11 protein-coding genes and 1 pseudogene are annotated in these 13,898 nt (G+C 40.5%); 1 reads left to right on the plus strand and 11 read right to left on the minus strand.

Annotated features, from left to right (window positions below; translation table 11 throughout):
- Nucleotides 1-552: 552 nt before the first annotated feature.
- From FCL48_RS22710 to FCL48_RS22750, 9 genes are all read right to left on the minus strand, one after another.
- Entirely contained in the window at nucleotides 553-1,818 is a 1,266-nt protein-coding gene (locus FCL48_RS22710; RefSeq protein WP_136876016.1) for a glycosyltransferase family 2 protein, read from the minus strand.
- Nucleotides 1,819-2,279: 461 nt separating this feature from the next.
- On the minus strand, nucleotides 2,280-4,187 hold the full coding sequence (locus tag FCL48_RS22715) for a class I SAM-dependent methyltransferase (protein ID WP_136876018.1): 1,908 nt from the start codon (nucleotides 4,185-4,187) through the stop codon (nucleotides 2,280-2,282).
- The gene (locus FCL48_RS22720; RefSeq protein WP_169309337.1) at nucleotides 4,184-5,509 is read right to left on the minus strand and encodes an ABC transporter ATP-binding protein; all 1,326 of its coding nucleotides are present in this window, start codon (nucleotides 5,507-5,509) and stop codon (nucleotides 4,184-4,186) included. Before FCL48_RS22720 ends, FCL48_RS22715 begins: the two co-directional genes overlap by 4 nt.
- A gap of 36 nt (nucleotides 5,510-5,545) precedes the next feature.
- The gene (locus FCL48_RS22725) at nucleotides 5,546-6,346 is read right to left on the minus strand and encodes an ABC transporter permease (RefSeq protein ID WP_205747801.1); all 801 of its coding nucleotides are present in this window, start codon (nucleotides 6,344-6,346) and stop codon (nucleotides 5,546-5,548) included.
- Between the two features lie 495 nt (nucleotides 6,347-6,841).
- Nucleotides 6,842-7,078, minus strand: coding sequence for an IS3 family transposase (locus FCL48_RS25995; protein ID WP_371418690.1), 237 nt, complete (start codon nucleotides 7,076-7,078; stop codon nucleotides 6,842-6,844).
- A gap of 59 nt (nucleotides 7,079-7,137) precedes the next feature.
- Complete coding sequence (locus tag FCL48_RS22735; RefSeq protein WP_169309339.1) at nucleotides 7,138-7,452, minus strand: transposase; 315 nt, start codon at nucleotides 7,450-7,452, stop codon at nucleotides 7,138-7,140.
- A gap of 360 nt (nucleotides 7,453-7,812) precedes the next feature.
- Complete coding sequence (locus tag FCL48_RS22740) at nucleotides 7,813-8,907, minus strand: glycosyltransferase (RefSeq protein ID WP_136876029.1); 1,095 nt, start codon at nucleotides 8,905-8,907, stop codon at nucleotides 7,813-7,815.
- A gap of 250 nt (nucleotides 8,908-9,157) precedes the next feature.
- A complete protein-coding gene (locus FCL48_RS26000; RefSeq protein ID WP_136876031.1) occupies nucleotides 9,158-9,589 on the minus strand; it encodes a transposase in 432 nt (143 codons plus the stop codon).
- A 72-nt stretch (nucleotides 9,590-9,661) separates the two neighbouring features.
- The gene (locus tag FCL48_RS22750; RefSeq protein ID WP_136876034.1) at nucleotides 9,662-10,987 is read right to left on the minus strand and encodes an IS5 family transposase; all 1,326 of its coding nucleotides are present in this window, start codon (nucleotides 10,985-10,987) and stop codon (nucleotides 9,662-9,664) included.
- A gap of 93 nt (nucleotides 10,988-11,080) precedes the next feature.
- Here FCL48_RS22750 and FCL48_RS22755 point away from each other — a divergent pair, with 93 nt between their 5' ends.
- The gene (locus FCL48_RS22755; protein WP_136876036.1) at nucleotides 11,081-11,557 is read left to right on the plus strand and encodes a transposase; all 477 of its coding nucleotides are present in this window, start codon (nucleotides 11,081-11,083) and stop codon (nucleotides 11,555-11,557) included.
- Nucleotides 11,558-11,976: 419 nt separating this feature from the next.
- On the opposite strand, the gene FCL48_RS25570 is transcribed toward FCL48_RS22755, so the two are convergent.
- Both FCL48_RS25570 and FCL48_RS26005 read right to left on the minus strand, forming a co-directional pair.
- Nucleotides 11,977-12,954, minus strand: coding sequence for an ABC transporter ATP-binding protein (locus FCL48_RS25570; RefSeq protein ID WP_240744927.1), 978 nt, complete (start codon nucleotides 12,952-12,954; stop codon nucleotides 11,977-11,979).
- 156 nt (nucleotides 12,955-13,110) lie between these two features.
- Nucleotides 13,111-13,785: pseudogene (locus FCL48_RS26005) on the minus strand (ABC transporter transmembrane domain-containing protein); the annotation flags it as partial.
- Nucleotides 13,786-13,898 lie beyond the last annotated feature (113 nt).

The following is a 13,898-nucleotide window of genomic DNA, read 5'->3' on the forward strand; positions in this document are numbered from 1 at the left end:
ATTACGAGGCTTCCAAAAAGCCTCGTAATTTAGATATAGATTCTATTTAGTCGATTCTGAAAAAAGCATTTCAATCAGGCGGGTTGCCGACTTGGCATCCAAGCCTGAATTACAATCAGTGCCCAAAATAGATGCAAAACTCCTCTAATGAAATTCATTAGCTTTCTGAAGTTCATACCAGCAGCCCTGAGGATAGCATTTATCTGATCCCCAACCACTCCTTTTTTCGATCCATACGGTGTTTGTTCAACGACAATTATAATTCGGGGGAAATTATAATTGTCGCTGATCAAGGAGAAACTCTCTCGATGAATTTGGTAAGTTGACAAGTTTGGACTGTTTCTCGAAAGTTCGTTATCTACGAGAAAAACTGGTTGAACTTAGTATGGATGATGCAGCCAAAGAATGGACCCTCCATCTCAGCCGACAATGGATAAAGGCTGATCCCGAGGCTACCGGAACGCTCTACATGTAGTATGCATGCAACACAAAATTATTAAACCACTGCTTCATAATGATACCGGATACCTAATACCTGCAACGGACTCGGGATTAAAAAGGCTTCAACTGACGCTTGAAGTATTGCAGTACATTTTCATTTTCGTGGGGCATACATGCTTTCCCTGCTGCCTTAATAATTCCAGATGTTTCCAGCTCCTTAAGTTGCCTGGTAATCTTCTGTATTTGTTTGTGCTGCTCGGAGACGATCCGTGCCAGGGCCTCTTCCCCCAAAGCCTTAAAACCTAACCGCACAGTAACAGTCTTCAGAATCGCCAACTCTTCCCTCGTAAGATGAAGGAAATAAAACGGATCATCGGTGGCGAAAAAGCTCTCTCCGTTCAATTGAAAATCGCAATTACTGGTATAAGCAGTAAAGTCCCGAGACTCACCTTGGACGGTGGTCAATATAATTTTTCGTATCTCCAGGACGACAGGACAATCCACCGGATCAAAACGAAGAGCCTCAAGGCCTTGACATTGCGGCAAAGAAAATTGAATCTCGTAACTATTCCCGTCTACTTTTCTACTTACACAGCCATCATCACTCAATCCATTGCCGGTATCTAAGTACAACTTACTGGTATAGTACTTCTCACGCACCTCAAGAAGAGTGTTAATCCAGACCTCGATATTATCGGTAAACATTTTCTGATGTCGCTCAAAAATACGTTTGAACATCGATACTTTCTGCCATTTTTCCTTACTGCGCACCATGGAATCAGATGCAACACGATAGGAAAAGAGTATTTCTGGAATTTGATACACTTCACGCCCAAGCTCAATGAGGGACAGCCAGAAATCGTAATCTTCCCAGCCGTAAATCATACCGGAGTCATAGCCACCAACCCCTTCCCAGTCTGATTTACGAAACATGGCAGAGCAAAATATCACATTATCTTGAAGCATTTCCTTGAGAGAGTATGGAGGTAAAAGCCATTCGGTATCAAGGGCACCAAACAGTTGTGCTCGACAATATACGATACCAACGTCTAATCTTTTCTCTAACACAGCTGCTGCCTGCTCGACATAGCATGGCTTGATTAAATCATCAGCATCAAGTGGTAGGATAAAGTCCCCCGTAGCTTGACTAATACCATTATTACGAGCAGCGGCAAGCCCCTGATTTGAGGTGTGAATTATCTGAACGGTTTTGAAATCGATTTGGTCAAGAATAGAAAGTGTATAATGGTCATCAGAGCCATCATTGACAATGACAACTTCGATGTTCTGATAGGTCTGGTGCAGCACAGAATCGAGTGTTTCCAAAACATAGTGCCCTTGGTTGTAACAGGGAATAATAACACTGACTTTAGCCATACAATATTCTTTCCAGTGAAAATAGTCTCATTCGCAAATTTCTGACATTAAAGGTTGAACATAAAAAGTCGACTATATATTTAAAATTATACAAATAATACGTTAAAGCCTTTCACGTCCTAGTATGTTAATTTTATCTGAAACATCAATAATAAAAAAGAAGAAGGCAGTCCCTATCGGCCAAGGTTTGGAAGCTACGACAAAATCCACAGAGCATCTCGCGGACATGACTAAAAATGCAATAACACTTCAGTCAAAGACAACTAAATCATCTTGAATAGCTGGTTTTGTTGGCCAACTTTTGCCGGTGATTTGTATACCCAAAGATATACCAAAAGGTGTTGTAACACTATAAAGGAAAAAAGCTACGACTGAGTCCCCTTTATAAAATTTTAGGAAAGCGTCCAGGCAAAGTTCGATTTTTGGCCAGTATAGTGATGGAGACTGGTAGGGAATTATACTTACTTTGCACATGGAGAGACAATACGTCTAACCAATCTGCCACCAAAACGTAGCGGTGCAGTTATACGCCATGACCAACTTTTGCTATAATGATTAATACATTCTGTTTTCTGCGCCAAATCACTATACAATTGTTCTATGTGTTTTCCAGCGCCATCTAATTCCAATAAAACACCATCCAGATCACACTGCAAAACGTCACCGCTGCTACGCCTTTGTTCTCTTCTTTTTCGAAAGAAACTTTCCATAATATGCTGTATTTCATCACGAGTTTCCGACCAGCATCCTACGAACATTTGAAAATTAATTTCTTGAGTTACATACCTTAAAAAGGTTTCATCATCAAATTGCATATCAAAGTGCGAGAAGGTCTCCTCGACTACATCAAAACACGTCCTTCCGTTAAATAGATTGCTTTGCTCTAGTATCTCAATATGACTTTGCAATTCTCGGTAGATACCTCTAAATAATAAAAAACCGATCTCTAATGGTTGTATACATTCCCATTCTTGATCAATCAAGCATAGCTCATGTTGCTCGTTCCAGATGAGGTTGGCCGGGGTGCAATCCAGAAGTATTTTGGGGACCACTTTTTGTTCTTCACCTTTGGAGATGTAAGACTTTTGGGTTTGTTTAGACAAATAATCAAACCAAGGTGTTAAATAATTAATGAATCCATCAATAGGTTTTTCAACCGATATTGCCTCCCCCAACCTCTCGGAGTATAACGTTCCCCAAACATACGGTGAGTCATCAATATGATGTTTTACAGGATGTTCATCAGATGATTCCCCAGCTACTTTGTAAGAAGGACATTTTTGTGCCACCAGCCCCCTTGTAGATCTGAGAAAAGTTGTTTCAATATGATATTTTTTCTTTCTTCTACTAGTAAACGTCTTTGCCAGCCATTGCCCAGTAAGATCTTCAACTCTCCCCTTTCCATTAAAAGCAAACACGAGGAAAGAATTAGAAAGATCCGCCAGCATACCGTTTCGTTCAAGCACCTTCCAAGCATTTGATTCATCAAATAATTTTCTACCATTACAAATGTAATCCCTGGAAGGATATTGCCCCGCTATAATACCAGCGCGAAAAACTGAATCATTCAAAGCTTCTTCACGCAATAAAAGCTGTGGAAGTTTATAATCCGGAAAGGGATAGAGAAATTCAACTCTCTCGAAACCAGCTTCTTTAATAAGGCTTTGAAGTTCAGCTTTTCCAAAAGTCCTTATTGTATCCGGTAAATAACGATCATTTACTCCCCAGAAAATTTTTCCGGTATGATCCTCCGAGCAGCCATTAAAATACTTTAACCCCAGTTGGTTTTCGATGGCAATCACCATTACACCGTCTTCACTCAGCATATTTCTGGCATGCTCCATCGCTTCAACAACAGGATTTACAGAGTCAAAGAAGGACGGACTATATTCCAAAACACCTATCATTGTGATCAAATCAAAATAAACCTGGCTCTGAAAATTCGCAAAGGAGTCGCAACAAACTTCAACATTTTTGAGCTCGCGGCAACGAGCTCGTGTTATTTCAGCCCTCCGCCGACTGCCGTCAAGCGACAAAATTTCAGAATCAGGGCATTTCTCACCGAGCTGCCTTGTTATTGCACCGCATCCAGACCCAATCTCAAGGATCTTTGGAAATCTTTTGAGATCAAATGAAGACAAAAGATTAGCTCGTAATGGAGTCAGATGATATTCAGAGGGCCAGTCAATCATCATTCGTTGCAATTCATCGGAGGCCAAGGATAGATCCTTTGCACTTTTTAACAAGCGCAACAATCGTTCCTCTACTTCTTTCCCGTCTGTGTAATCAAAGTTACTCTCCTCCGATCGCCTCCATACTCCCGTAGAATTTTGTTGATATATTTTTTGAAGCATAGCCACTGCGTTCATTTCTTCACTCTACTAATTTTGATTTCAGAGCCTAGATCAAACAAGCCCACACTTGATCTGTCAGATACAACATCAAACGTTATCATGTCATAACGGCGGTCATACACAACGTAACCACCTTCATCAAAACCGGCACAACCAAATGAAAGTAAATAGCCGCCAGGATTTAGCATCATCCGTTGATCAAATTCAGTCAAAATAATTTCTCCTGCATTTACAACGCCCAAGTCTTTTTTCTGAAACAACGTATTCGTCCCGGTGATATCAAATCCTTTAACATCTTTAATAGTATACGCCGTAATTGGATCCTTAATGGTTTCATGAAACAGTGTTTTAAACCAGAACCGATATTTTTCTCCATGAACAAAAGAGTACTTTTCTTTTTCACTTAAAGAATCTATACCAACCTCGATAATCTCCGCCTTACCATTTCCATAACGGTTTTCTGAGGGATTTAACTGGTATGCCAACTCAGTCGCTCGTAAATGTGTCAATATACGTTTTGATGATTTCTTTTCTGGTACATCATAATCAGTAGTGTCCATATCCGCTGCACTGGCATCGGATTCTTCGGTTCTCACCATTTGAGCTTCAGAACAATCAACAATTAACCTGTTGTATTCATCTACAATATCTTTTGCAGGTCCTAACTTAATCATTTGTCCTTGTTCTAACAAAATAGCATTATTACAATAACGTGATATCAAATCCATGGAGTGTGTCACAAAAAGTATTGTGACACCATTGTTTTGAAACTCTCTAAATTTAGCAAAACACTTTGCCTGAAATGCTGTATCACCTACAGACAAAGCCTCATCGACAATGAGAATATCCGGATTTACATTAATGGCGACGGCAAATGCTAAACGGACATACATTCCGCTGGAATAACTCTTTACAGGCTGATCAATAAACTCGCCGATAGCGGCAAAAGATTCTATATCCTCAAAACAGTCATCCATTTCCTGCCTGCTGATACCAAGGATTTCTCCATTGAGATAAACATTTTCTCTTCCAGTAAATTCCGGATTAAACCCTGCCCCAAGCTCGAGAAGGGCGGATATTCTACCCCACACCTGAGCACTTCCAGCAGTGGGCTGTAAAATGCCACAGATGATCTGAAGTAAAGTGGATTTACCAGAACCATTTCTACCAACAATCCCAACTGTATCTCCACGGTGTATTGTGAAAGTGATATTTTTTAACGCATAAAAGGGATGGTGATAGGCTTTTCTCCCAAAAAACGAGAGTGCTTCTCTTATTCTATCCAATTGTCTGTTATACAGTCTAAAAATCTTGGTTACATTTTTAACTGCAATCACGGGTCTGTGTGAATTCGTCGGCTCGGAATTAATCATTTATAAAACATCTGCAAATTGAGGCTTTAACCGATAGAACATATACATACCAAAGCACAAAATACATGTTGTCACCACCCAAAAATACATTGTCTGCCAGGGATGATCCCAGAACGGGACAAAATATATAAAAGAATCTCTATACCCCTGCACAAAATAATAAACAGGGTTCAATTTGAGCAAAAACTGAACCCAGTCGGGCATAATATTTATATCCCAGAATATTGGAGTGCCCCAGAAACCCACCTGCATTACCACCGCCACAAGATGTCCTACATCCCGCACAAAAACATTTAATGCCGAGCTGAGCAACGAAAGAGCAAGGGCCAGTATCCACAAACAAAACAAATAATATGCAGCCTGAAAAAAATATAACGATATACTAAGCTGCTGACAGATCATAAGTATAAACAGAATCAGTAGGAAGAAAACATGAGAAATAAGGCTTGCCAGTATCTTAACAACCGGCAAAATTTCCGTTGGAAATATCATTTTCTTTACAAGATTGCTATTTGATAGGATTACACTGGTAGAACCAATCACAATTTCAGAAAAATAAAACCAAGGTGCCATGCCGGCAGTCAACCATACAACAAAAGGAACATCATTCATGGGCTTCACTCGAAACCCTACACTAAAAATGAACCAAAAGACTAGTATCATAACCAAAGGGTGGATAAATGCCCAGACAATCCCAAGGAGTGAACCTACATATTGCGTTGCCATCTCACGTTTAGCCAAAGACGCAATTAATCTTTTATACTTATAAATGGATACCGGTAAATACAAAATAAAACTCATTGCCATTCCACCATGTCACTCAGGATACAAACAAAAAATACTCATTCACCAAATTACAAAAAAACAATAAAACGACCATATATTGTGAACCATTAAACCCCCAACATCCCTCGTTCAAGTAAAAATAAAAAACAACATTATGGGAAGTCCAACGAGTAATCTCCCATAAAACGGAGATACAATTCCTTCAGGCATGGATATGTACGAAGAACTGCCAAAACCTTGTCCCAACCAAAACACATCCCTGGTGATGTCTGCAGAACAATCATATAAAACATGATAAATTGCTCATGGATCTTCAAGTAGAGGAGCAAAAAAGGCCAATAGAAACAGGATAAACAGAAACAACAAACACGTAACCAATAAAAATATATAGATATTTCTTTAGCGGTAAATGAGTAAGCACAAAAACTAGCAGCAATAAGTGTCTCTACAACACTTTTTCCCCACAAAGTTGCAATTGCCCCCACAGTAGAAAAGAAGTGGTCTCGCTTTTTAGACCACCACTTGGCTGTTTTTAGATATGACGCATAGTTTCAGATCTGTTTCCACACCCCTTCCCCGCATTAACCGACGGACCCGTTCTCGTCCTATCTTTTTTCCAGTTGACCGCCGCAAGTATTTGTACATGCGACGCGATCCTGCTGAGGGATCATCTAAGTGCAATCGATCTATCTTTTCCATAAGCTGCAGGTTCTCAGCAGATTCGCCAGACAGCTGGTAGTAGACCATAGATCGAGGTACATGAAGCAGTCGACATTGGCAACGAATGCTCAGTCGGGATTTCCGTGTTATGAGTTTCGCCCTTTCACGGGTATTCCCAACTGCCGACACTTTTTTTCGAGGAAATCTACCTCCATTGTCAATTGACCGACTTTGCTGTGGAGTTGTTCCTTATCCTTCTCCGTGTCTTTTTCTTTTCTGGTGTTTTTGCTTTCGAACAATTCAGGTAAATGTTCAAGCATTTCCTTCTTCCAGTTACTCACCATAACTGGGTGAATCTCAAATTCAGCCGCAATTTCACTCATAGTTTTGAGACCTTTAATCGCTTCGAGAGCCACCCGTGCTTTGAATGCTGCTGTATGTTTTCTTCTTTGCTTTTTCATAATTTCTCCTTGCTGGTTTGTTTGAGAAACTATGCATACTTGCATAACTTAGCCAGTGGTCCTAAAAGCTGGGGCCCTTTCTAAATACCAAGTAGAAGCTAAACACTTTATTTTGCCACCTACCAGCTAGCACCTCCCTGTGGAGGATCAGTTCGAAAATGTCTTTATCAAATAACCTGTATGATGACAACATCAAAACACACAAACTCAGGCATAATATTGACACCAACCACCTGGTAAAAATCTTTCAAGACTCTTCACGGTGCCCAAAAGGCAAGTGCCACAATTGTAACTCTACCGAATAGGCTGAATATTTAAACAGTTCACCAACATGCGATTTGTAGTAGGATATCCAACCTCTCAGAGACTATCCTCTGTAAGCCTAAAGTAAAGATCTTCGTAACTGTTTACCATCCTTGAAACATGAAAATGCTCGGCAATTTTTTCTTTTCCAGCTTCGCCCATTTTTTTTGCTGCATAAGGCTCACTCAGCAAATGGGAAATGTATGTGATTAACTGTTCCGCTTTCCCATTTTCAACAAGATATCCTGTTTTACCATGATCAACCAACTCATGATTACCACCCAAAGCTGAGGCAATAACCGGTTTTCCCAATGCCATATATTCAATGATAGCATTGGAAAAACCCTCCCCTTCGGGGCTCAGCAACACCCCGATTTCGCAGCCACTGACAATCGACTCAGGACTGTTGCAATCAGTCACAAAAGTAACGGATTGCGTCAAACCGAGAAAAGCGACCTGTTGCTGTAGATTATCTAAATTATCTCCACGGCCGACAAGAATAAGATGCAATCTGGAATATTTTTCTAGCAGTTTGGGCAAGATTTTAATGAGTTGGGCCTGATCCTTCTTGAGCGAAAAGTTCCCCACCATGCAAATGCTCTGTTCAGGAATTTGTGCAGGGATGATATCTTCAAAACGTTTTATGTCAACACCGTTATATATCACTTGGGCATTATCCCGATTCTCCATCCCGTATGCTCTAATTCCAGCATAAGAATTGGCTACAATTCCCGTAGCAAAACGCATACAAAAGCGGCTGATCTTATCACGTTTATTTAATTTCGGCCGTGCGTTTCGTATTGATCCATTCACTACAGGAATATTATTAATCCTGCCTGCGACAATACCAGAAAAATCGCTGACACTACCAAATGTGTGTATAAGATCGATATTATATTCTCTGGTAAGGTGGATTAAGGACCATGCCAGTGTAAAATCATACTGTGAAGACTGGCGAACAGGCAATATTTTTGCGGCATAATACCCTGCTTCAGGTACACACTCCCCATCTTTAACCAACACACCGAAAATGATCTCAAAGTTTTTGTTATACTGAAATCCCTTGAGCAATTCTATTATTTGACGTTCGGTTCCCCCGGCCGACATTCCATCTGCAAGGATCAGCACCGATCTTTTTTTTTGAAAAGTCATTCATTCCCCAACTGTCTAGAAAACAATGCCGAATATACTTCAGAATCGCTTACGGACACACAACAAATCATCATGACTGACCTGGATGGTTCATAGTTTTTATGCAACCTGACAGGATCTTCCTCCGACTCACCTTTAGTGCCGATAAACAATAAATATTCTGCAAAATGCTCCGTTACCACAGGTATGCCTTCAACAAAATTCTTCCCTGATAAAAAAGAACTTTAGAATGCAGGTTTTTAAAATCTGCTTACCACCGAACTTCAGCCAGTTTCAGAAGTCGTGTTAGCATAGGCAGAGTATTAGCAGAATGTTTAAGGAGAGATACAATCATTTCTCCCATGTTAAATCTACGGTTAAAGCGATAGCAACATTCAGCCAAATAACGTGGAACAAGTTTGCTACTGATGGAATGGTATACACCAAGTATTGCAGTTTTGACGTTACCTATAACCGTATTGAGCCATTTGAATATACTTCGTGACAGCTCCTCGTTTTTGCTGGTTAAGATCGAGAGATGATTAGATTTTCCATCTTGGATTCCCGGAAAACAATTCAAACCATAGGAGACAGCATAGCTATTACGAACAAGATGCTTTGAACTCCAGGCAGCGATTTCTTGTTGAGTAAATCCAGCTACCTTGTTGAATTTGATGAATAGTGGGTGTTTTGCTTTCGACACTTGGCTTCACTCATGTTTTATGGTTCCTTGTGATTAAGCATAGCTTAGTCGATTCTGAAAAAAGCATTTCAATCAGGCGGGTTGCCGACTTGGCATCCCAGCCTGAATTACAATCATTGCCCAAAAAAGAAGTAAAACTCCTCGAATGAACTTCATTAGCTTTCTGAAGTTCATACCAGCAGCACTGAGGATAGCATTTATCTGATCCCCGATCACTCCTTTCAATCGGTTTCGATCCATACGGTGTTCTTGTTTTAAGTGACCTATGGATGGTTCAACTGCCGAGCGACGCTTCATCCATCGCCAAAGGCTGTTTGAGGTTTTTCCTCTCCGTACTTTGTCAACATGCACCGAAGCTTTACCTGTGTAATCATGACCTCGGTACCCGCGATCCACAAAAACATGATCTGGGCTTTTTGTCAGCTTGGTCACTTGTTCTAAAGTCTCGTCCAGAGTGTGCCCATCGTATGGATTGTTGTGGAAGGCAAGAGCACCAACAAACCAGCCTCCACGACTCGTCGTTGCTACACTGACTTTGGTCCCAAATTCATATCGCTTATGAGCCTTTCCTTTACTGATACAATCAACATCAGGTTCGTGCACACTGTACACCTTGTTTTTATCGTGTCGCTGTTGCTTGTGGATTTTTTTCGATGTTGCGAGTAAAGCCGATAGATCCCCGTCAATAACCGAACATTTTCTTTCAATATCTCGAATTACACGACCGAGGTATGTTTTCAGCTTTTTGGTGCAATTCCTGGCTCTCTTCATCTGCCTGGCATGTGCATACCGGCTTTGTTTCAACACCAGGCGTTTTGCAAGGCGATTGTAGTTTTGCCTCAAGTTAATCTTTCTCTTTTTTGCCTCTTTCACCAATCGATCTCGTGCACGATCATACAGTCTGGCATCAGTTGGGAAGCGAATATCTTTCTCCATCACCGTCGTGTCGACATTCACTCTCTTCAACTGAGTTGTCTTAATTGCTTTCAATTTCAATCCGGCTTCAATGGTCTGCTTTAACAGCTCTTCAGCTCCAGCCTCGCCGATCCTATTTCGCCATTTGGTCATGCTTGTCGGATGAATGGGAAGTTTATGTTCAAAGTACTTCATACCACTAAAGTACTGCCAATAGGGGTTTTCAACCCAGCCATGAAGAACATCTTCATCACTGAGGTCAAATGTGTATTTGAAATAATGGAGTGCAATCATCAGTCGTGTACTGATAGCAGGTCGACCTTTTTCTGAATTGAATGACTCACCAAATGTTTGGTTAAGTTGGTCCCAGTTCACCACTTCTGATAGTTTAACAAGAGAGTGGCTGGGGTTGATCATGTTTTGAAGCTCGGCCCTGAATAGATCTGCTTGGGGATTCTGCTGAGGAGATTTCTTTGGTTTCATGGCTAAAAAATGCAAGAAAATGGACGGTTAGTATCAATAATCTTGCATTTATATTAGCATACATGACCGTTTTTCTCTAGTTTATTCAGCCATATATCTAATTTTTCAGCATCGACTGGTCTAGCTTCCTCCTGTAGTTGCTGTAACGCTTACGCTCTTTCGGAATCAGATATTGTGCGAATCTATGAAAAACGTTGGGATATCGAAGTGTTCTTCAAAATGGCAAAACAACATCTGAAGCTGGTTAAAGAAATCCAGTGTCGTGACTTTGATGCATTAATCGCTCACACAACAATCGTTTTCATGCGCTACATGTTTGTTGCCTACAATTGTCGACGTGAGACAGACCACCGGACATTTGGTGAGCTTTTCTTCGCGTGTTGTGATGAATTGAGAGATATCTCATTCATTGAATCCCTCTACCGCGTCTTAACATTGGCTGTAAAGCAGATTCAGGAACTGGGAGCATTTTGTGAGAAGACTATCCAAATATTCTTTGCAACGTTAATGGACACAGCACTTGATTCAGTAGGCATCGCAAAAAGTGAATTGAGAGTGCCTGAAACTTAATCCCGAAAGTTGAGTTATTTAAAAGGGCTCACAAAGAAGTATCCGGTTCAACCAGTACCCCCTTAGTGTTGGTTCTATAAAATAAATATGTGTTGGAGTAAAGCGTCGGATGGTTAGCACCGACATCAACATAAATACCGTTACTGAGGTCGATATCTTTTAACAATCCCGAAAAGATGGTCTCCTCAGCGTGCTGTGCATATGAAGACTTTCGATATGAAAGCGTATCTTTGATGGCAATCAGGTATCTTGGAAACCAAACCAACCAACGCATATTTCTAGTGATATATTCTTTAAAAACAGTCATGACTATATATATTAGTTTCTTAAAGTTACAGAGGGTATTCCTCAACGAAGAAAATGTAAGACCGACCCTACCTAATTGAGCAACAAAGATAGCGCCAAGTACTATTCAATCATCAGTGACGATTTTCTGAAAAATCTTGAAAAAATGTACAATGTTGCTCCAACTCTTCATACGTGCCACTACTTACAATCCGGCCATTTGATAAAACAAAAATTTTGTCACACTCTTTAAGTGTAGTCAACCTGTGTGCAATCATAACTATTGTCTTGGTCTTTCTGACCCTACTAATTGCTGCAATGACACTTTTTTCAGTCACATTATCTAAAGCACTTGTTGCCTCATCAAATACGATAAGCTGAGGGTCATGGTAAAGCGCCCGGGCGATACCAATTCTCTGACATTGACCACCAGATAACCGTACCCCTCTCTCACCAACGATCGTATCGTAGCCATCAGGAAGTTCTTCGCATATAAAACTATCAAGGTTTGCAATTTCAGCTGCCTTTTTTACTGCATTGTCATCAATATCCTCTGGGTTAATTCCCAGAGCAATATTCTCCCGTATTGAGGTATCACTTAAAAAAATTTGTTGAGGCACATAACCAATCGATCTCATCCATGATCTTTTATTGGTCTGATTAATTTTTATTCCATCTACGATAACGCTTCCCTCAAAGGGTTCGAGTAAACCAAGAAGCAGATCTACTAGTGTCGTTTTTCCCGAACCAGTTTTCCCGACAAACCCGACTGTCTTCTTGCTCTGGATTTTCAAGTTGATTGATTCTAAAACAACTTTGCGGTCACTACCCGGGTAGGCAAAACTGATATCTGTCAACTCTATCCCGTTTGATAAAATCAACTTTCCCGGTTCTTTTTTCCATTCTTCAATCTCATGAAATGGGTAATTTTCCATATCCAGATCCTGAAGAAGTTTGTCCACTAAAAAGAAATTGAACCGCAGTGACGTCGCCCCTATAAAAACACCCTGAAGAGCCGGCATCAGGCGATAACCTGCAAACGCGTAGAGGGCTAAAAGAGGTATTGTATTTGAGGTATCCTTCTGCGTAAGAATAAAATAGATGGTGATCAATAAAATTCCACCGAAGCCAACAATTTCAAGAGCATATTTGGGGAGTTGAGACACCGTCTGGTGTGAAGCCGTGTGCATATTTGCCCAATATGAGTGGTTAAGAAATCTATCGGAATACGTTCCTTCGCAACCTTTGACTTTGATTTCCTTCACCCCGGTAAATGATTCATTGACACAGAGATATCTTTTTTTGTTATGGTAGGCCCGCTCTTTTCCAACCCTTCTCAGCCGTTTCCTGACGAGTGCAAAAACTACCCCAAAAGCAGAACCCAAAACCGATGCAACAATCAGAGCCAAAAACGGGTCAATTGCTAACAAGAGAATGAGAATGAATGATGAAACGATGAGTTTTGATACCAACGTCATCAGAGGACGAAGAACCCCACTCATGAAGTTCCCCACTTCAGACAACACATTTACCCCGAAGTCAGCGGTGTTTCGATTAAGAAAATATGAGTAAGGTTGCGATAAATACCTCGCAAAAAGACGATATTCCAAAGAGTGTCCGCGCAGCTGTGTAAATTTGATGAGTTTCCAATCAGTATATGCGGCAAGCGCATTATTGAGAATTAAAACACAGAAGACAGCGAGCCCCAAAACGAGAAGAAATGACTTTGAAGAATTAAATCCAAAGAACTCATATATAACCGCTAGATAAGAGTTAGAATGAATTGTCTCGGGATTTGAGGCCACGGCGATAAACGGCATAATTGAAGCAACACCTACAACTTCAAATAAACTACGGATAATTACGATCACTATTAACCAGTAAAGCTGCCGTTTTTCTTCTCTATTGAAAAATTCAAAAACTTTTAGTACGGACGAAACCATTTTTATATCAGATAGCTAAACATATTTAACCCACTCACGCGCAAGAATATCCTGTATCGCTTAATAAACAACCAGCTCAACTCAAGGCGACGACACTAACAAATTGTAATTTT

Origin of the sequence: Desulforhopalus sp. IMCC35007, assembly GCF_005116575.1 — a bacterium.
GTDB lineage: Bacteria > Desulfobacterota > Desulfobulbia > Desulfobulbales > Desulfocapsaceae > Desulforhopalus_A.

Coding starts and splice junctions, on each gene's coding strand:
- FCL48_RS22710 (WP_136876016.1), bottom strand. CDS start 1,818: ATGGCTAAAGTCAGTGTTATTATTCCCTGTTACAACCAAGGGCACTAT.
- FCL48_RS22715 (WP_136876018.1), bottom strand. CDS start 4,187: ATGAACGCAGTGGCTATGCTTCAAAAAATATATCAACAAAATTCTACG.
- FCL48_RS22725 (WP_205747801.1), bottom strand. CDS start 6,346: ATGAGTTTTATTTTGTATTTACCGGTATCCATTTATAAGTATAAAAGA.
- FCL48_RS25995 (WP_371418690.1), bottom strand. CDS start 7,078: ATGGTCTACTACCAGCTGTCTGGCGAATCTGCTGAGAACCTGCAGCTT.
- FCL48_RS22735 (WP_169309339.1), bottom strand. CDS start 7,452: ATGAAAAAGCAAAGAAGAAAACATACAGCAGCATTCAAAGCACGGGTG.
- FCL48_RS22740 (WP_136876029.1), bottom strand. CDS start 8,907: ATGACTTTTCAAAAAAAAAGATCGGTGCTGATCCTTGCAGATGGAATG.
- FCL48_RS22750 (WP_136876034.1), bottom strand. CDS start 10,987: ATGAAACCAAAGAAATCTCCTCAGCAGAATCCCCAAGCAGATCTATTC.